Source organism: Kitasatospora sp. NPDC018619 (genome assembly GCF_044391605.1).
Classification (GTDB): Bacteria; Actinomycetota; Actinomycetes; order Streptomycetales; family Streptomycetaceae; genus Kitasatospora.
The window spans coordinates 23,062-41,475 of sequence record NZ_JBISAI010000011.1 but is presented as its reverse complement, the minus strand read 5'-3'; the positions used below and the strand labels follow the sequence as shown (position 1 = coordinate 41,475).

Here is an 18,414-nt window from a genome sequence, read left to right as displayed (position 1 = left end):
CCCGGCCCCGCAGAGGAGTTGACGCCGTGTTCGACACCTCGTACGGCCCGGCCGCGCCCTCCTCACGCCCGGAGCGGCCCCGGCGGCCGCCCGGAGCGGCCCGGAAACGCGAGCGGCCGGCCCGGCCGTACGAGAGGTCCCTCGTACGGCCGGGCCGGCCTGGGCGTGTCCCGCGCCCATGTCCGCCGTGCGGCGATCACCCGGTCGAGCGGTCACCCGACATGACCATCCCGGAGGATCGATTCGCTCCGCAGCAGCGGTGGTCGGTGAGTCCCCGGAGCTCAGCGGCCCCGAATCAGAGCGCCACGCCGTGCGCGCGCAGGAAGGTGACCGGGTTGATGTCCGAGCCGTACTCCGAGCCGTTGCGGATCTCGAAGTGCAGGTGCGGGCCGGTCACGTTGCCGGTGGCACCGGAGAGGCCGATCTGCTGGCCCACGGTGACGGTCTGACCGATCTTCACACCGATCGAGGAGAGGTGCGCGTACTCGGCGTAGTGGCCGTCGGCGAGCTTGATCTCGACCTCGTTGCCGTAGGCGCCGCCGTTGCCGGCCTTGACCACGACACCGTTGGCGACGGCGCGCAGCGGGGTGCCGGTGGAGGCGACGAAGTCCTGGCCGGTGTGGTGGCCGGAGGCCCACATCGAGCCGGCCACGCCGTAGGCGGTGCCGAGCTTCGGGTTGGCCAGCGGGGCGACGTAGCCGGAGGTGGCGGCGGCGACCGGAGTGGCGGTCACGGCCTGGGCCGGGGCGGCGACCTGGAGCTGGGTCTGGAGTTGCGCGGACGGCTTGGCGGCCTCGGTCTGCACCGGGGCCTGGGCCTGCGGCTTGGCGGCCTGGGCGGCCGGGGCGGCCGGCTTGGCGGGCTTCACCGGGGCCGCGGGCTTGGCGGCGGCGGCACCGGTGGACGGCGCGGCGGCGTGGCCCGGCAGCACGAGCTGCTGGCCCGGGAAGATCAGGTTCGGGTTGGCACCGACGACCGAGCGGTTCTGCTCGTACAGCGCGTGCCAGCCGCCCTCGACGTTCCTGGCGTCGGCGATCTTGGACAGGGTGTCGCCACCGACGACGCGGTAGCTCTCCTGCGCGGCCTGGGTGGCCTGGGCAGCCGGAGCGGCGGCCTGGGCGGCCGGCTTGGCGGCAGCGGTCTGCGCAGCCGGAGCGGCCGGGGCGGTGTGGGCCTGGGCGGTGACCGCGGTCACCAGCGGCAGGGCGAACGACACACCGGTGACGGCGGTGGCGATGCCGATGCGGGCGGCGCGGGGCAGGGCGATACGACGAGCCTGAGCAGGCATGGAATTTTCCTCTCCGACGCCTGCGAGGTGAGCTGTCGGGTTCGGGCTGGAGTTGCCCGGCCGCATGCGCGGCTTCACCCCTAGCCGGTCCTGGACGCCCGCGCCCTGAGGCGCGAACTCCGGTCCGGCGACTTACCTGTGGGTCCCCCGCTCCTGCCGTACAGAGTTCGTTTCGAACCACCGGGCAGCGGCAGGACTCGGCGTTCCACCCAGCGGATCCGTCCGGACTGGCCGGGCGGTCGCTGAACTAAAACCCATCCGTTCGGGTGAAGCAATGTCGATCTTTGAAAACGCAACGACCCCCTCTGCCGCCGTGACCCTCCGCAGGCCGGAGCGCACGATACGTACACAATCCATTCACCCCGCGCCACTGATCCACGACCCTGCGCCGAGATCGCCGACGCTGCGCAGCCGGCCACTCACGTACCGCCGATCCCCAACACGCCCACCGGTGACCCTTGTCACTCGCGCCCCGGCAGCGCAGGATTCGCCCGTGGCCACCTCCGAGGCCGGCACCCTGCGTCTGGGCACCGCGCAGGGTCGCTGGGTACTGATGGCGACGGTGCTCGGCTCCAGCATGGCGATGCTCGACGGCACCGTGGTCAACGTCGCCCTGCCCAGGATCGGCGCCGACCTCGGCGCCTCCCTGGCGTCCCTGCAATGGACCCTGAACGCCTATCTGCTCACCCTGGCGGGCCTGATCCTGCTCGGCGGCGCGCTCGGCGACCGGTACGGGCGGCGCAGGGTCTTCCTGATCGGCGTGGTCTGGTTCGCCGTCGCCTCCGCGGCCTGCGCCGCCGCGCCGGACATCCACGTGCTGATCGCCGCCCGTGCCGTCCAGGGCATCGGCGGGGCGCTGCTCACCCCGGGCTCGCTCGCCATGCTCCAGGCGGTCTTCCACCCCGACGACCGCTCGGCGGCGGTCGGCCTCTGGTCCGGCCTCGGCGGGGTGTCGGCGGCGGTCGGCCCCTTCCTGGGCGGCTGGCTGGTGGACGGCCCCGGCTGGCGCTGGATCTTCCTGCTGAACCTGCCGCTGGCCGCCGCCGTGATCGCGGTCGCCACCCGGTCGGTGCCGGAGAGCCGGGACGAGGGCGCCTCCGGCCGCTTCGACGTCCTCGGCGCCGTGCTCGCCGCCCTCGCCCTCGGCGCGATCACCTACGCGCTGACCGCGGCCGGCGAGGGCCTGTCCCCCGCGGTCTGGGTCAGCGGGGTGCTCGGCCTGGTGCTCGGCGCCGTCTTCGTGGCCGTCGAACGCCGCGCGCCCGAGCCGATGCTGCCGCTCGGGCTCTTCTCCTCCCGGCTGTTCACCGCGGTGAACCTGGTCACCCTGTGCGTGTACGCCGCGTTCAGCGGCGTCTTCTTCCTGCTGGTGGTCCAGCTCCAGATCGTGTCCGGGTTCTCACCCCTGGTCTCGGGCTTCGCGCTGGTGCCGATCACCGTGCTGATGCTGGCGCTGTCCGCGCGCGCCGGGCGCCTCGGCAAGCGGATCGGCCCGCGCCTGCCGCTGACGGTGGGCCCGCTGCTGTGCGCCACCGGGGTGCTGCTGATGCTGCGCGTCGGCACCGGCGCCTCGTACTGGGTGGACGTGCTGCCCGCCGTCGCGGTGATGGGCTGCGGGATGACACTGCTGGTCGCGCCGCTGACGGCGACGGTGCTGGCCGCCGTCGACGTCCGGCACGCGGGCATCGCGAGCGGGGTCAACAACGCCGCCGCCCGCGCGGCCGGGCTGCTCGCGGTGGCCGCCCTGCCGGCGCTGGCCGGGCTGAGCGGCGACGCCTACCGGGTGCCCTCCTCGGTCGACTCGGCGTTCCACACCGCGATGCTGATCTGCGCGGGCCTGCTGGTTGCCGGCGGACTGATCGCCCTCGGGACGGTCCGGGGCAACGTCCTGGCCCCCGAGGAGCAGCAGGTGGCCGAGCCGAACTGCGACTGGCCGTGCGGCCCCACCTCCCCGCCGCTCGACCCGGGCCACGTCCCCGCACGGCGCGAGGGCCCTGCCACCGGTCCGGCGGCAGGGCCCTCGATCGACGACTGACGAAACGTCAGAGGATGTCGCCCGGCGCGTACTTGGCCGCCTCCGGGTAGGCGGCCGCGACGGCCTCCACCTGGCGGACCACCTCGGCGACCTGGGCACCGGCGGCACCGGTGAAGGACAGCCGGTCGGCCAGCAGCGCGTCCAGCGCGGCCCGGTCCAGCGGGATCCGCTCGTCGGCGGCCAGCCGGTCCAGCAGCTCGTTCTCCCGGGCGCCCGCGCGCATCGCCAGCGCGGAGGCGACGGCGTGCTCCTTGATGACCTCGTGGCCGGTCTCCCGGCCGACGCCGGCCCGCACCGCACCCATCAGCACCTTGGTGGTGGCGAGGAACGGCAGGTAGCGGTCCAGCTCGGCCTCGATCACGGCGGGGAAGGCGCCGAACTCGTCGAGGACGGTCAGGAAGGTCTCCAGCAGGCCGTCGAAGGCGAAGAACGCGTCCGGCAGCGCGACCCGGCGCACCACGGAGCAGGAGACGTCGCCCTCGTTCCACTGGTCGCCGGCCAGCTCGCCGGCCATCGAGGCGTAGCCGCGCAGGATGACGGCCAGGCCGTTGACGCGCTCGCAGGAGCGGGTGTTCATCTTGTGGGGCATCGCGGAGGAGCCGACCTGGCCCTCCTTGAACCCCTCCGTGACCAGCTCGTGGCCGGCCATCAGACGGATGGTCTTGGCCAGGCTGGACGGCGCGGCGGCCAGCTGGACGAGGGCGGTGAGCACCTCGAAGTCCAGCGAGCGCGGGTAGACCTGGCCGACGCTGGTCAGCACGTGGTCGAAGCCGAGGTGACCGGCGACCCTGCGCTCCAGCTCGGCCAGCTTCCCGGTGTCGCCGCCGAGCAGGTCCAGCATGTCCTGGGCGGTGCCGACCGGGCCCTTGATCCCGCGCAGCGGGTAGCGGGCGATCAGCTCCTCCAGGCGGCGGAAGGCCACCAGCAGCTCGTCGGCGATCGACGCGAACCGCTTGCCCAGGGTGGTGGCCTGCGCGGCGACGTTGTGCGAACGGCCGGCCATGACCAGCTCGGAGTGCTGGGCGGCCAGGCTGGCCAGGCGCACCAGCACGGCGACCGTGCGGTCCCGCACGTGCTCCAGGGACTGGCGGATCTGGAGCTGCTCGACGTTCTCGGTCAGGTCCCGGGAGGTCATGCCCTTGTGGATCTGCTCGTGCCCGGCGAGTTCACTGAACTCCTCGATGCGGGCCTTCACGTCGTGGCGGGTGACCCGCTCACGGGCGGCGATCGAGCCGAGGTCGACCTGGTCGATCACCCGCTCGTAGTCGGCGACGGCGGTCGCGGGAACCTCGACGCCGAGGTCCTGCTGGGCCTTCAGGACGGCGAGCCACAGGTGGCGCTCGAGGACCACCTTGTGCTCGGGGGACCACAGCTGGGCCAGGGTCGCCGAGGCGTACCGGGAGGCCAGGACATTGGGGATCTGGGGCTTCGCGCTCACGCTTCGCAAGGGTAACAGCCGAGGTCACGCCGGACGTCGGCGGATGGGGTACGCTGGTTGATTGAGCGCCTTTCAGATGACGCTTCACAGCCTCCTCACCGCAATGATACCACACCGATGAGCGAACCTCCAGCGGCCGCGTCGGACCCGGGCAGCGCCGCCCTCGCCACGGCCCTGCGCACCGAGCAGGTCCGCCTCACCCGCCTCTACGCCCGGCTGGACGCCGTACGCGAACGGGCCCGCCGCACCGCCGACGGGGCCCACGACGGCGCCGCCCCCGGCGGCACCCACCAGGCCCGGCTGGAGCGCGAGGTGCGCGCCCGCGAGGCCGCCCGCCACGCCGCCCGGCTGGACGCGGCCGAGCGCGGCCTGTGCTTCGGCCGGCTCGACGAGCGCGACGGCACCGTCCACTACATCGGCCGCACCGGCCTGACCGACGAGGCGTACGAACCGCTGCTGCTCGACTGGCGCGCCCCGGCCGCCCGCCCTTTCTACACCGCGACCCCGTCCCGGCCCGGCCCGGTGGTGCGCCGCCGCCACCTGCACACCCGGGGCCGCACCCTCACCGGCCTGGACGACGAGGCGCTCGACCCCGCCGGGCTGGACGACTCCGGCCGGCACGCCCTGGTCGGCGAGGCCGCCCTGCTCGCCGCCCTGGCCCGCGCGCGCACCGGCCGGATGGGCACCGCCGTCGCCACCATCCAGGCCGAGCAGGACCGGGTGATCCGCTCCCCGCTGCGCGGCGCACTGGTGGTCCAGGGCGGCCCCGGCACCGGCAAGACGCTCGCCGCCCTGCACCGCGCCGCCTACCTGCTGTTCACCCACCGCGCCGCGCTGGAGCGCCGGGGCGTGCTGGTGATCGGCCCCAACGCGGGCTTCCTGCGCTACATCGAGGAGGTGCTGCCGGCCCTCGGCGAGACCGAGGTGGTGCTGCGCACCGTCGGCGAACTCCTGCCCGGCCTCACCGCCACGGGCACCGACGCCCCCGCCACCGCCCGCGCCAAGGGCGGCCCCGGGATGGCCGGGGTGCTCCGCCGCGCCGTGGCGGCCCACCAGTCGGCCCCCGCCGGCGGCCTGGACCTCGGCGAGGGGCTGCGGCTCCCCGCCCGGGCCTGCGCCGAGGCCCGGGACGCCGCCCGCGGCCTGCGGCTGCCGCACAACCGGGCCCGCGCCTTCTACCTGGGCACCCTGCTCGACGCACTCGCCGTCGCCCAGGCGCTCGCCGTCGGCCGCCCCTACGACGACGAGGAGGCGCACTACGCCCCGCGCGAGCTGTGGCAGCGGCCGGACGTCCGCGCCGCGCTCGACCCGCTCTGGCCCCGGCTCACCCCGCAGCAGCTCCTCGAACGGCTGCTTACCGACCGGGAGTTGCTCGCCGAGGTGGCCCCCGACCAGGCGGCCGACCTGCTCCGCCCGCCCGGATCCCCCTGGACCGTCGAGGACGTCCCGCTGCTCGACGAGGCCGCCGAGCTCCTGGGCCCCGTACGGGAGTCCGCCCCCGCTGGCCCGGACACGGACGAACTGACCTTCGCCCAAGGCGTGTTGACCATCACCGGGCAGACCGACGACGCCCTGCTGGACTCCGCCGCCCTGGCCGAGCGGTTCCGCGACGACGGCCCGTACCGCTCCACCGCCGAGCGCGCCGCCGCCGACCGCACCTGGGCGTACGGCCACGTCGTCGTGGACGAGGCGCAGGAGCTGTCCGCGATGGCCTGGCGCGCCGTCCTGCGGCGCGTCCCGACCGGCTCGCTCACCATCGTCGGCGACCTCGCCCAGACCGGATCGCCCGCCGGCGCCCGCAGCTGGGCCGAGACGCTCGACCCGCACCTGCCCGGCCGCTGGCGCGAGGAGCGGCTGACCGTCAACTACCGGACGCCGGAGCCCTTCATGGCCCTCGCCACCGCCGTCCTGCGGACCGCGGACCCCGGCCACCGGCCGCCCGAGTCGGTGCGCCCGGGCACCGAGCGGCCCCGCGCGGCCGCCGTCCCGGACGGCGACTTCGCCGCCGCGCTCGCCCGGCTGCCCCTCGCCGGCCCGGGCACCCTCGGCGTGATCGCACCGGACGCCCTGGCCGCGGAACTGGACGCGCTCACCGTGGCGGACGCCAAGGGCCTGGAGTTCGACGCGGTCGTGGTGGTCGAGCCCGCCGCGCTGGCGCCGCGCGACCTCTACGTCGCGCTGACCCGGGCCACCCGCTCGCTCACCCTGCTCCACCACCGGCCGCTGCCGCCCGGGCTCGCCGGGCTGCTCTGACCGCACCCTCCCGCGGACGGCCCGGACCGTACGGGCGGCCCGGCCCGTACGGCGGCGGACGGCGCGGGCGGCGCGGGTGCTACTGCGCGCCGCCCGTACGGCCGGCCAGCACCGGCAGCACCTGGGCGCAGATGGAGTGCAGGGCGATCCGCTGCTCGTCGGTCATCGCCTCGAAGGCCTGGTGGGTCCGGGCCATCTCGCCACGGATGCGGTTCAGGATCTCCCGGCCCTCGGCCGTGACCACCACGATCTTCACCCGGCGGTCCCCGGCCGCCGCCTCCCGGTTGGCCAGGCCCAGCGACTCCAGCCGGTCCACGATCCCGGTGACGTTCGACGCGTCGCAGCCCAGCCGCCCGGCCAGCGCCCGCATCGGCACCGGCTCCTGCACCGCGCCCAGCGCCTTGGCCTGCGAGGAGGAGAGCCCGTGCCGGGCCGCCGCAGCCGCGAAGTCCTGGAAGTACGCGGCACCGACGGAGGCCAGCGCCTCCATCAACTCGGCGTTGGTCGGTACGGTCGTCGTCGCTGTCGAACCCATGGGGTCAGCGTACGGCCAGGTGCTTCAGCAACTCAAGCTTTGACCACGGCAACCGTCGGCGAGCCGCCTCACACCCCGGCCCGGCGCCGGGCGCGGGCCCCTCGGCTCAGAGCACCAGCTGGTCGAACAACCGCCGCAGTTCCGCCTCCGGGTCCGCGGTCAGCCCGGTGTGCACCGGCCCCGGCTGGACGATCGCGCTGCGCGGCGCCGTCAGCCAGCGGAACCGCTGCCCGGCGCTGTCCCCCGCCGCCGGGCCGGCCTGCGGGCCGCCGTGGCAGACCGCCTCGATCCCGTGCAGCGCCCGCCGCACGCCCTGGACGTCCGCCACCGGGTCCAGCGCCAGCAGCCGGGCCTGGTCCAGGTGGGTCCGGGCCCCCAGGTGCGAGCTCTGCCGGCAGTACAGCAGCACCCCGACGTTGACGCACTCGCCGCGCTCGACCCGCGGCACCGCGCGGATCACGGCGTACTCGTAGTCGTGCAGCTCGACGGTGGCCGGCAGCGCGGACTCGGTCATGCGGGAACCTCCGGGAGCCAGTCGCGCGGACCGGCCAGTCGCCCGGTCAGCTGGGCACGGTACGCGGCGCGCACCTCGTCGGGCGAGTCGAAGCCGGACTCGTCCGCCAGCCAGACGTCCGGGATCTGCGCCACCGCGCCCTCGACCGCCGCCTCGGCCTGCGGCGCGAGCACCTTGTCGGCCGCCGCCACGTCCGGCCGGGCCCCCAGCAGCGCGTGGTCGGAGGCGTCGTACGGACGGCGGACCCACGCGGCGGCGCCCGCCCAGTTGTGGTGGAAGATCAGGCTCGCGCCGTGGTCGATCAGCCGCAGCCCGCCCGTCGCCACCAGCAGGTTCGGGTTGCGCCAGGAGCGGTCGACGTTGCCGATCAGCGCGTCGAACCAGAGCACCTGGCCGGCGAGCTCCGGGTCCACCTCGAAGCAGAGCGGGTCGAAGTTGAGCGCGCCGCTGACGAAGGCCATCCCGAGGTTGGTCCCGCCGCTGGCCCGCATCTGGTCCTGGACCTGGTGGTCCGGCTCGCTGCGCGCGAGCACCGGGTCCAGGTCGACGGTCACCAGCTCCGGCACCGGCAGCCCGAGCCGCCGGCCGAGCTCGCCGGCCAGCACCTCGGCGACCAGCGCCTTGCGGCCCTGCGCCGCTCCGACCCACTTCAGCGCGTACAGCCGCCGGTCGTCGGCCTCGACCAGGCCCGGCATCGAGCCGCCTTCTCGCAGTGGCGTCACGTACCGGATCGCCGTCACCTCGGGGAGCACGGCGGACAGCCTATCGGTGCCGCCGCCCTTCCTCCTCCCCTCCTCCCGCCGCCACCCCGCGGAACGCCCGCTCCGCCCGCCGCGACGGCCCGGCCCCCGCCCCCGGCGGACACCCCCACGGACCCGCCCAGTGGCAGCCTCCGCTGCTCCGTGCGAGTGTGGCGGACAGTAATGGGGACCTTCACGGCAAAGGGATGAGCGATGGAACGACCTCGGATCCTGATCGTGGGCGGTGGCTTCGCCGGCCTGGAGTGCGCTCGCCGCCTCGAACGCAAGCTGTCACCGTCGGAGGCCGAGATCTCGCTGGTCACGCCGTTCAGCTACCAGCTCTACCTCCCCCTCCTCCCCCACGTCGCGGCCGGCGTCCTCACCCCGCAGTCGGTGGCCGTCTCGCTGCGCCGCTCGCTGCGCCGCACCCACATCGTCCCCGGCGGGGCCATCGGCGTGGACCCGGCCGCCAAGGTCTGCGTCGTCCGCAAGATCACCGACGAGGTGGTGGCGCAGCGGTACGACGTCCTGGTGCTGGCCCCCGGCAGCGTCACCCGCACCTTCGACATCCCCGGCCTCACCGACTACGCCCGCGGCATGAAGACCCTCGCCGAGGCGGCGTACGTCCGCGACCACGTGATCGCCCAGCTCGACCTCGCCTCGGCCACCCTGGACCAGCGGGAGCGCGAGTCCCGGCTCCAGTTCGTGGTGGTCGGCGGCGGCTACGCGGGCACCGAGACGGCCGCCTGCCTCCAGCGCCTGACCACCGCCGCCGCCCGCCGCTACCCGCGCCTAAACGCCCGGCAGATCAAGTGGCACCTGATCGACATCGCCCCGAAGCTGATGCCGGAGCTGGGCGACCCGCTCGGCGAGGCCGCCCTGGAGGTGCTGCGCGACCGCGGCATCGAGGTGTCGCTGGGCGTCTCGGTGGCCGAGGTCGGCGCTGAGACGGTCAAGTTCACCGACGGCCGGGTGCTCCCCTGCCGCACCCTGATCTGGACGGCCGGCGTGGCCGCGAGCCCGCTGATCGGCACCCTGGACGCCGAGACGGTCCGCGGCCGGCTCGCCGTGACGGCCGAGATGCGGGTCCCGCAGTTCGAGGGCGTGTTCGCGCTCGGCGACGCGGCCGCCGTCCCCGACCTGTCCAAGGGCGACGGCGCGGTCTGCCCGCCGACCGCCCAGCACTCCGCACGCCAGGGCCGCGCGGTCGCGAACAACGTGATCGCCTCGCTGCGCAACCAGCCCCTGGAGCCCTACTACCACAAGGACCTGGGCCTGGTGGTCGACCTCGGCGGCAAGGACGCGGTGTCCAAGCCGCTCGGCGTGGAGCTGCGCGGGGTGCCCGCTCAGATGGTGGCGCGCGGCTACCACCTGATGGCGATGCGCACCAACGTGGCCAAGTTCCGGGTGGGCACCAACTGGCTGCTCAACGCGACCGCCGGCGACGAGTTCGTGCGCATCGGCTTCCTCGCCCGCCAGCCGGCCCGGCTCCGAGACTTCGAGTACACCGACGCGTACCTGTCGAAGGACCAGGTCCGCGCGCACGCCCAGGCGCTGCTCGCCAAGGGCTGAGCACGGCCGGACCGGCGCCCCGCGGCGAGGGCCGCGGGGCGCCGGTCGTGCGGTCACCGGCCGGCCACCGCGCGGTCAGGTACATCCCGCCGGCGTCCTGCCCGGCCGTGTTGTGGCAGGCGTAGTCGCCGCTCGGGCGCACCCACAGCAGCGTCAGGCAGCGCCCGGCCGCCTGCTGGCCGTAGTAGTCGGGGTGCAGCGACTCCTGCAGCGCGCCCTGCGTGGAGTTGAGGCCGCCGTCCAGGAAGCGCGCCCACTCGCTGGTGGTCGCGGACGGTCCGCTGCCGGCGGTCGGCTGGCTGGTGGCCGTCGAGCAGACCTCGCGGCCCTGGAGCATGTCCGAGAGGTCCAGGAACTGCGCGCCCTTGGCGGCGGCGACACCGGCCAGCGCCCGGGAGATCTGCGGCACCATCGAGTCGCGGGCCCAGTCGGCGTCCCCGTCCCAGAACGGGCAGCCGCCGGTGTTGCTGCGGGTCCAGCCGCTCTCCGGGTAGCGCATCTCGGCGCTGCGCGGGATCGGCGAGGGGTAGGACTGGAGCACCAGGCGGTAGTCCGACCGCGCGTACCCGGCGTCGGCCATCACCGCGCGGACCTCGTCGACGGCCTTGCCGACGCCGGCCATGGCGGCGGGCATCTTCGCGTCGATCGAGGACTGCGCGGAGTCGTGGCAGTAGGAGTACCAGATCAGGTAGTCCTGCACGCAGCCGGAGATGACGTCCGAGAAGCCGAGGTCGTTGCCGCCGATCGACAGGGTGATCAGCTTGACGTTGTTCTGCCGTGCCACGGTGGCGAGTTGGTCGGCCTGCGGGGCCTCGCCCTTGAGCGACTGGCCGCCGTTGGCGGCGCGGAACACGTTCGCGCTGACGGCGCCGGAGCAGGCCAGGTCGATCTGCTGCTGCGTCCCGGTCGAGGCGCTGAGCACCTCGGCGACGTCCGAGCGGTCGCACCCGCTCGCGGCGGTGGCGCCGTAGACCCGCGAGGGGTCGTACGCGCTGCCGGTCCAGGCGCGGTCGGTGCCGTTGCGGCTGCCGCCGGTGCCGGCCGCGTTGCCCTGCCAGCGGCCCGCCTCGCCGGAGATGTAGCTGTCGCCGAGCGTGACGCTGGCGGTGGGGCCGGACGGCACGGCGGCCGGTGCGGCGGCGGCCGGCGAGGCGACGGCCGCGCCCGCGAGGGCGAGCGGGAGGGCCAGCGCGGCGGCGAGCAGCCGTCGGCCGGGGCGAGGGGTGCTGCGGGTGATGCGCGAACGGTTCTCGGGCACTGCGGAACTCCTGCGGCTCGGTCCTCCCGGGGAGCAGGGAAGGGGAGGACGCCTGGGTGAGGGTGGGCCGCCGGCCGGTGGCGCGATGAAGATGACATGTCCGCGCGGGCCACCGCTAGGCGTCGGCGGGAGGTTTCCGCTTTTGTTACCGCCGGGTTCAGACCAAGCGGTCGGCCGACGACCGGATGCCGCCCGCGGTTCACACCCGCCTCACCCGCCCCATCCGCCGCCGGGGCCACCGCACCCCGGGCTCACACCAGCCGCGAGCCTCCCCGGCCCGCCCCGAGCACCGCCGCCAGGTCCTGCGCCAGCTCGCGCGCCTGCGCCGCCTCCAGCCGCGCCGTGGTGAACCGCAGCCCGGGCGGCGACTGGATCCGGTACCGCGCGCCGGGCGCCGCGACCCAGCCGCGCTGCACCAGCGCCGCCAGCACCGAGGTCTCGTCCGGCACCGGCACCCAGACGTTCAGCCCGCTGCGCCCGTGCGCCTCGATCCCGCGGGCCGACAGCTCCTCCAGCAGCGCGCCGCGCCGGGCCCGGTACGCGGCGGCCACCCGGTCGACCGGCGCGGCGTCCCCGGCCCACAGCTGCGCGACGGTGCGCTGGAGCAGGTGGCTGACCCACCCGGCGCCCAGCCGAAGCCGGCCGGCCACCCGGCCGATCGTCTCCTCGTCGCCGACCGCCACCGAGACCCGCAGGTCCGGCCCGTACGCCTTGGCCGCCGAGCGCACCACCGCCCAGTGCCGGCTCCCGGCGCCGACCAGCGGGTGGTACGGCAGGTCGACCATGCCGTGCCCGTGGTCGTCCTCGATCAGCAGCACCCCGGGGTGCCCGGCCAGGACGGCCCTGAGCTCCTCGGCCCGCCGCGCGGTGAGCGCCGCGCCGGTCGGGTTCTGCGCCCGGCTGGTCACCACCACCGCCCGGGCCCCCTCGGCCAGCGCGGCCGCCAGCGCCTCGGGCAGCGGGCCCTCGTCGTCCAGCCGGAAGGGCACGTGCCTCAGCCCCAGCGCGGGCAGCAGGTCGAGCAGGCTGCCCCAGCCCGGGTCCTCGACGGCCACCGCGTCGCCGGGGCGCAGCCGGGCGCCCAGGATCCGCTCGACGGTGTCCAGCGAGCCGGAGGCGACGGCGATCGGCCCGCCGGGCAGGCCGTCGGCCTCGAAGGAGGCGCGGGCGAGCGCGAGCAGCCGCGGGTCGGCGGCGGCGTGCCCGTACAGCACCGGATCGGTGCGCGCGGCCCCGGCGGCGGCCGCGAGGGCCTCGGCGAGGTCGGGCAGCAGCGCCGGGTCGGGGTTGCCGGTGGACAGGTCCCGGGCGTTCGGCGGGACGGGGATGCGGATCTCGTCGCGCGGGGTGAGGGCGGGCCTCGGCAGGACGCGGCTGCCCTTGCGGCCGGCGGTCTCGATCACACCGCGGTCGCGCAGCAGCCGGTAGGCGGCCGCGACGGTGTTGGGGTTGACGCCCAGTTCGGCGGCGAGGTCGCGCAGCGGGGGCAGCGCGGCCCCGGGAGCGAGCTGCCCGCTGCTCACGCCCTGCTCGATGTGGGCCGCGATTTCGCTGGCGCGGCGCCCTTTCAGGGGATAGTCTCCTAGCACAAAGAAGATTATGCACTAGTACATAGAGGATGTCATGTCAGCCAGCCCGGAAGGCTCGCCCAGCTACTCCCGCACCCCCAGGACCACCCCCACCCGCTACCGGGACCGGGCCACCTGGGAGCAGGAGGCGATCCACGCCATCCTCGACAGCGCCTACATCTGCCACCTCGGCTTCGTCGTCGACGGCGCCCCCGTCGTCCTGCCGACGATCTTCGCCCGGGTCGGCAGCCGGCTCTACGTGCACGGCTCCACCGGGAGCCGTCCGCTGCGCAACGCCTCCGGCGAGCAGGGTATGCCGGTCTGCGTCACCGTCACCCAGGTCGACGCGCTGGTGCTGACGAAGTCCGCCTTCAACCACTCGGTGAACTTCCGCTCGGTGGTCGCCCACGGCACCGCGCGCCAGGTCACCGACCCGGTGGAGCTGGACGTCGCGCTCGCCGCCCTGGTCGACCACGCGGTGCCGGGCCGCTCCGCCGAGGTCCGCCCGGCCAACGCCAAGGAGCTCGCCGCCACCGCCGTCCTGCGGCTGGAGCTGGACGAGGTCTCGGCCAAGACCCGCGAGGACGGCGCCGACGACGATCCGGAGGACGCCGGCCTGCCGTACTGGTCCGGGCTGATCCCGGTCACCACCGTGCACGGCACCCCCCAGCCGCACCCCGGCACCGACATCCCGCTCCCCGCGCACCTGCGCGGCTACCCCCGCTGACGGGAGGCGCACCCGTGCTGATCCGATCCTGGGACCGCGGCGACGAGGCCGAGTGGCGCGCCTGGCTGGCGGAGGGCCGCGACTTCGGCCTGCTCGCCGCCAACGGCCGCCCCGGCGAGGGCCCGGTGCTCGTCCCGACCCACTTCCTGCTGGACGCCGGGCGCGGCGAGATCCTGCTCCACCTCGCCGCCCCCAACCCGCTGCTGGCCGCCGTCCGGGCCGACCCCCACGTCACCCTCGCGGTCACCGACGGCTACGCCTTCGCCCCGGGCCACTGGCGCGGCGCCCCGGGCACGCCCACCAGCTACTACGCCTCGGTCCACTTCCACTGCACCGCCGAGGTGGTGGAGTCGGCGGCCGGCAAGGCGGAGATCCTCAACCGCCAGCTCGCGCACTTCCAGCCCGAGACGCCCGGGTTCCGGGTGGTGCCCGGCGAGGGCGAGCCGGCCCGGCTGCTGCCCGGGCTGCGCGGGCTCCGGCTGGCCGTGAACGAGGTGCGGGCCAAGTTCAAGTACGACGACAAGAAGCCCGCCGAGGCGCAGTACGCGATCGCCGACCGGCTCGCCGAGCGTGCCGGGGGCGCGGGGCGCGGCCGCGACCAGTACGCCGCCGCCCGCACCCAGCTGCTCCGCCGTCACCGGCGGCGCAGCGCACCGTAGCGGGGCACCGCCGGCCCACCGGGCGCACCGACCGCCCACGCGGCGCCGACCCGCGCACCGACCGCCCGCGCGCCCCCGGCTGACCCAGGGTCACCCGATCGGCCGCCAACGCGGGCAGGTCGGCCGCGGCGCTGCTCGAATGTGAGACGAGCCCTGCCCACTCGCCGTCAGAGCGGGCCCGTCCACCCCCCGGGAGCGCGCGTGTCCTCAGTCAACAGCCATCGGGTGACCGGCGAGGCCCACCTCGGCCACGTGGTGTTCATCTCGGCGGCCGCCGCCATGGGCGGATTCCTGTTCGGCTACGACAGCGCGGTGATCAACGGTGCCGTGACGGGCATCCAGAAGCACTTCGGGGTCGGCCACGGCACCACCGCCTTCGTGGTGGCCATCGCGCTGCTCGGCTCGGCGGCGGGCGCGGTGGTGGCCGGCCGCCTCGCCGACCGCCTGGGCCGGGTGCGGACGATGCTGGTGGCCGCCGTGCTGTTCGCGGCCAGCGGCATCGGCTCGATGTTCCCGCCGAACATCGAGACCCTCGCCGTCTGGCGCGTGATCGGCGGCATCGCGATCGGCATCGCCTCGGTGATCGCCCCGACGTACATCGCCGAGGTCGCCCCGACCGCCTACCGGGGCCGGCTCGCCTCCTTCCAGCAGATGGCGATCGTGCTCGGCATCACCGTCTCCCAGCTCGCCAACTGGGCGCTCAACCAGGCGGCCGGCGGCGAGTCCATCAACCACCTCGGCGGCGTCCAGGCCTGGCAGTGGATGCTCGGCGTCGAGGCCATCCCGGCCCTGGTGTACGGGCTGATGGCGCTCGCCATCCCGGAGTCGCCGCGCTTCCTGATCGCCGACCACCGCGAGGCGCAGGCCCGCAAGGTGCTGGTCGAGGTCGAGGGCGAGGGGGTGGACCTCGACGCCCGGGTCGCCGAGATCCGCGCGGTGCTGGAATCCGCCCACAAGCCCCGGCTCAAGGACCTGCTGGGCGGCCGCTTCGGCCTGCTGCCGATCGTCTGGATCGGCATCGGCGCCTCGGTGTTCCAGCAGTTCGTCGGCATCAACGTGATCTTCTACTACTCGTCCTTCCTGTGGCAGTCGGTGGGCATCAACGAGTCCAACTCGCTGCTGATCAGCCTCTCCACCTCGATCATCAACGTGATCGGCACGGTGATCGCGATGGCGCTGGTGGACCGGATCGGCCGCCGGCCGCTCGCCCTGGCCGGTTCGGCCGGCATGGCGGCCGCGCTGGGCACCGCCGCCTGGGCGTTCTCCTACCGGCAGGGCACCGGCGACACCGCCACCCTGGACAACACCCACGCCACCGTCGCCCTGATCGCCGCACACGTCTTCGTGCTCTGCTTCGCCTTCTCCTGGGGCGTGGTGGTCTGGGTCCTGCTCGGCGAGATGTTCCCCAACCGGATCCGCGCGCTGGCGCTGTCCGTCGCCGCCTCGGCGCAGTGGATCGCCAACTGGGCGATCACCGTCAGCTTCCCGGACCTCGCCGACTGGAACCTCTCCGCGACGTACGTCATCTACGCGGCCTTCGCACTGCTCTCCATCCCCTTCGTGGCCTTCTGCATCAAGGAGACCAAGGGCCGCGCCCTGGAGGAGATGGGCTAGGTGCGGCCCCGGCGATCGCCGCCGGCCCCGCCCCGCCCTCGCCGGACTCCCGCCGCACGCGGCCCGACCCACCGAGAGGAAGCCATGCCTGACCAGGGCGGCTCCCGACAGAACGTCACCTTCCCGAGCAACGGCCGCACCGCGCACGGCTACCTGGCCCGGCCGCCGCAGGGCGTCGGGCCGGGCCTGGTGGTGGTGCAGGAGTGGTGGGGCCTCACCTCGCACATCGCCGACGTCGCCGACCGCTTCGCCGCCGAGGGCTTCACCGTCCTCGCCCCCGACCTGTTCGGCGGCGCCACCACCCACGACCCCGCCGAGGCCGCCCGGTTCCTGCGCGAGCTGCCGGCCGACCGGGCGGTGCAGGACCTGTCCGGAGCGGTCGACCACCTGCTGGCCCTGGACGGCGTGGTCGGCGACGCGGTCGGCGTGGTCGGCTTCTGCATGGGCGGCGGCTTCGCCCTGCTGCTGGCCGCCCGGGCCGGCGACAAGGTGGCCGCCGTCGTCCCGTTCTACGGCCTGCCGCCCGACCCGGACTTCGACTACCGCGGCCTGACCGCCCACGTGCTCGGCCACTTCGGCGAGTCGGACGGCTCGATCCCGATGGCCGCCGTGGACGAGGCGGCGATCCGGATCGGCGAGGCCACCGACGTCCGCCCGGAGATCCACTTCTACCCGGCCGGGCACGCCTTCATGAACGACGAGAACCTGATCGGCACCTACGACCCGCTCCAGGCCAGGATCGCCTGGCGCCGCACCCTCACCTTCCTCTGGGGCCACCTCGGCTGACCCGCCCGCCCCCGCCGCGCCCCCTCGGCGGCCCCGGGGCGAAAACGCCTGGACACCCGTACGGCCCGACGGCATAGTCGCCGAGTGCCGACCCCACCCCCGCGCCGCTTCGCCTGGGCGAGCCGCAACTTCCGCATCCAGACCGCCGCCACGGTGATCAGCGGCCTCGGCAACGCCGGCGCCCCGATCGCCACCGCCTTCGCCGTGCTGGGCTCCGGCGGCTCCTCCACCGAGGTCGGCTACGTCACCGCCGCCCGCCTGGTGCCCACCGTGCTGCTCATGGTGCTCGGCGGCACCCTCGCCGACCGGATGCCGCGCCACCTGATCATGGTCGCCGCCAACGTGTTCAGCGGGGTGTCCCAGGCCGTCCTGGCCGCGCTGGTGCTGGCCGGGGACGTCCCGCTCTGGCAGCTGCTGGCGCTCTCCGCGGCCGGCGGGGCCGGCTACGCCCTCTACTCCCCCGCCTCCGGCGGCATGATCATGCAGGCCGTCCCCCAGGAGCACGCCACCCGCGCCTTCGCGGTCTTCCGGATGGGCCTCAACGCCTCCCAGATCGGCGGCGCGGCCCTCGGCGGCGCGCTGACCGCCGCCGTCGGCCCGGGCTGGGTGCTCGCCCTGGACGCCCTCTGCTTCCTCGTCGCCGCCGGCCTGCGCTTCTTCCTGGAGCCGGAGAAGGCGCCCGCGCCCTCCGGCAGCAGCATGCTGCGCGACCTGCGCGCGGGCTGGCGCGAGTTCGTCTCCCGCCGCTGGCTGTGGGTGATCGTCGCCCAGTTCTCGGTGCTGGTCGCCTGCATCAACGCGGTCGAGTCGGTGTACGGCCCGACCGCCGCCGCCGAGCGGCTCGGCGGGGCCGGTGCCTGGGGCCTGGCGATGTCCGCCTACGGCACCGGCCTGGTGGCCGCCGGCGTGCTGATGACGCGCTGGCGCCCCCGCCGGATCCTGCTGGTCGGCAACTGGGGGGTCTTCCTGTTCGGCGTGCCCGCGCTAGCCCTCGCCGCCGAGGTACCGCTGGCGCTGCTGGTCGTCGCGATGTTCCTGTCCGGCGTCGGCGTCACCGTCTTCAGCGTCAACTGGATGGTCGCGCTCCAGCAGGAGGTGCCCGAGGAGATGTTCTCCCGGGTGACGGCGTACGACGAACTCGGCTCCTACTCGCTGGCCCCGGTCGGCACCGCGCTGGCCGGCCCCGCCGCCGTCGCCCTCGGCCTGGCCGGCGCGCTCTGGGCGTGCGCCGCCGTCTGCCTGGTGCTCAGCGCGGTCGTCCTGGTGGACCCTCAGGTGCGCCGGCTGAGCCGTCGGGGCACGACGGACGCACCGGTGCCCGCCACCGAGCCGACGCCCGCCCCCTGAGCGCCCCCTGCGCCCTGTGTGCGCCTGTCCGCGCGCAACCGGAGGGACGCGTGGGTCGTCCGACCAGGCAGGAAACACGA

The 18,414-nt window shown here is 74.9% G+C and carries 14 protein-coding genes, 1 pseudogene and 1 riboswitch; of the genes and pseudogenes, 8 read left to right on the top strand and 7 right to left on the bottom strand.

Features of this window, described 5'->3' with window-relative positions:
* Nucleotides 1–295 precede the first annotated feature (295 nt).
* Nucleotides 296–1,288, bottom strand: coding sequence for a peptidoglycan DD-metalloendopeptidase family protein (locus ACH5AR_RS18845; protein WP_396302540.1), 993 nt, complete (start codon nt 1,286–1,288; stop codon nt 296–298).
* A 2-nt stretch (nt 1,289–1,290) separates the two neighbouring features.
* Nucleotides 1,291–1,491: riboswitch (cyclic di-AMP (ydaO/yuaA leader) on the bottom strand.
* 350 nt (nt 1,492–1,841) lie between these two features.
* On the opposite strand from ACH5AR_RS18845, the gene ACH5AR_RS18840 reads away from it, so the two are divergent.
* A complete protein-coding gene (locus tag ACH5AR_RS18840) occupies nt 1,842–3,323 on the top strand; it encodes an MFS transporter (protein WP_396302741.1) in 1,482 nt (493 codons plus the stop codon).
* A gap of 7 nt (nt 3,324–3,330) precedes the next feature.
* On the opposite strand, the gene purB is transcribed toward ACH5AR_RS18840, so the two are convergent.
* Nucleotides 3,331–4,761 carry an adenylosuccinate lyase gene (gene purB / locus ACH5AR_RS18835; protein ID WP_396302539.1) on the bottom strand — a complete coding sequence of 477 codons (1,431 nt, stop codon included), beginning with the start codon at nt 4,759–4,761 and terminating at the stop codon, nt 3,331–3,333.
* A gap of 117 nt (nt 4,762–4,878) precedes the next feature.
* On the opposite strand from purB, the gene ACH5AR_RS18830 reads away from it, so the two are divergent.
* Nucleotides 4,879–7,014 carry a HelD family protein gene (locus ACH5AR_RS18830; RefSeq protein ID WP_396302538.1) on the top strand — a complete coding sequence of 712 codons (2,136 nt, stop codon included), beginning with the start codon at nt 4,879–4,881 and terminating at the stop codon, nt 7,012–7,014.
* 79 nt (nt 7,015–7,093) lie between these two features.
* Here the strand turns inward: ACH5AR_RS18830 and ACH5AR_RS18825 are convergent, their stop codons facing one another.
* The 3 genes from ACH5AR_RS18825 to ACH5AR_RS18815 all read right to left on the bottom strand — a co-directional run bounded on the left by ACH5AR_RS18825 (nt 7,094) and on the right by ACH5AR_RS18815 (nt 8,815).
* Nucleotides 7,094–7,549, bottom strand: coding sequence for a MarR family winged helix-turn-helix transcriptional regulator (locus ACH5AR_RS18825; protein ID WP_396302537.1), 456 nt, complete (start codon nt 7,547–7,549; stop codon nt 7,094–7,096).
* 106 nt (nt 7,550–7,655) lie between these two features.
* Nucleotides 7,656–8,063, bottom strand: coding sequence for a DUF3037 domain-containing protein (locus ACH5AR_RS18820; RefSeq protein ID WP_396302536.1), 408 nt, complete (start codon nt 8,061–8,063; stop codon nt 7,656–7,658).
* Nucleotides 8,060–8,815 (bottom strand): HipA family kinase, encoded by a 756-nt coding sequence (locus ACH5AR_RS18815; protein ID WP_396302535.1) that lies wholly within the window; start codon nt 8,813–8,815, stop codon nt 8,060–8,062. The genes ACH5AR_RS18820 and ACH5AR_RS18815 overlap by 4 nt, the downstream gene beginning before the upstream one ends.
* A gap of 201 nt (nt 8,816–9,016) precedes the next feature.
* Between ACH5AR_RS18815 and ACH5AR_RS18810 the strand changes: the two genes are divergently transcribed.
* Nucleotides 9,017–10,375, top strand: a complete 1,359-nt coding sequence (locus tag ACH5AR_RS18810) for an NAD(P)/FAD-dependent oxidoreductase (RefSeq protein ID WP_396302534.1) — start codon at nt 9,017–9,019, stop codon at nt 10,373–10,375.
* A gap of 328 nt (nt 10,376–10,703) precedes the next feature.
* Here the strand turns inward: ACH5AR_RS18810 and ACH5AR_RS18805 are convergent.
* Nucleotides 10,704–11,498: pseudogene (locus ACH5AR_RS18805) on the bottom strand (GDSL-type esterase/lipase family protein); the annotation flags it as partial.
* A gap of 386 nt (nt 11,499–11,884) precedes the next feature.
* Nucleotides 11,885–13,222 carry an aminotransferase class I/II-fold pyridoxal phosphate-dependent enzyme gene (locus tag ACH5AR_RS18800; RefSeq protein ID WP_396302533.1) on the bottom strand — a complete coding sequence of 446 codons (1,338 nt, stop codon included), beginning with the start codon at nt 13,220–13,222 and terminating at the stop codon, nt 11,885–11,887.
* A 34-nt stretch (nt 13,223–13,256) separates the two neighbouring features.
* On the opposite strand from ACH5AR_RS18800, the gene ACH5AR_RS18795 reads away from it, so the two are divergent.
* The 5 genes from ACH5AR_RS18795 (at nt 13,257) to ACH5AR_RS18775 (ending at nt 18,334) form a co-directional block, all read left to right on the top strand.
* The gene (locus tag ACH5AR_RS18795; RefSeq protein ID WP_396302532.1) at nt 13,257–13,928 is read left to right on the top strand and encodes a pyridoxamine 5'-phosphate oxidase family protein; all 672 of its coding nucleotides are present in this window, start codon (nt 13,257–13,259) and stop codon (nt 13,926–13,928) included.
* A gap of 14 nt (nt 13,929–13,942) precedes the next feature.
* Nucleotides 13,943–14,587 (top strand): FMN-binding negative transcriptional regulator, encoded by a 645-nt coding sequence (locus tag ACH5AR_RS18790; protein WP_396302531.1) that lies wholly within the window; start codon nt 13,943–13,945, stop codon nt 14,585–14,587.
* A gap of 201 nt (nt 14,588–14,788) precedes the next feature.
* The gene (locus ACH5AR_RS18785) at nt 14,789–16,201 is read left to right on the top strand and encodes a sugar porter family MFS transporter (protein ID WP_396302530.1); all 1,413 of its coding nucleotides are present in this window, start codon (nt 14,789–14,791) and stop codon (nt 16,199–16,201) included.
* Between the two features lie 84 nt (nt 16,202–16,285).
* Nucleotides 16,286–16,987 carry a dienelactone hydrolase family protein gene (locus ACH5AR_RS18780; protein WP_396302529.1) on the top strand — a complete coding sequence of 234 codons (702 nt, stop codon included), beginning with the start codon at nt 16,286–16,288 and terminating at the stop codon, nt 16,985–16,987.
* A gap of 84 nt (nt 16,988–17,071) precedes the next feature.
* Entirely contained in the window at nt 17,072–18,334 is a 1,263-nt protein-coding gene (locus ACH5AR_RS18775; RefSeq protein ID WP_396302528.1) for an MFS transporter, read from the top strand.
* The last annotated feature ends 80 nt before the right edge of the window (nt 18,335–18,414 follow it).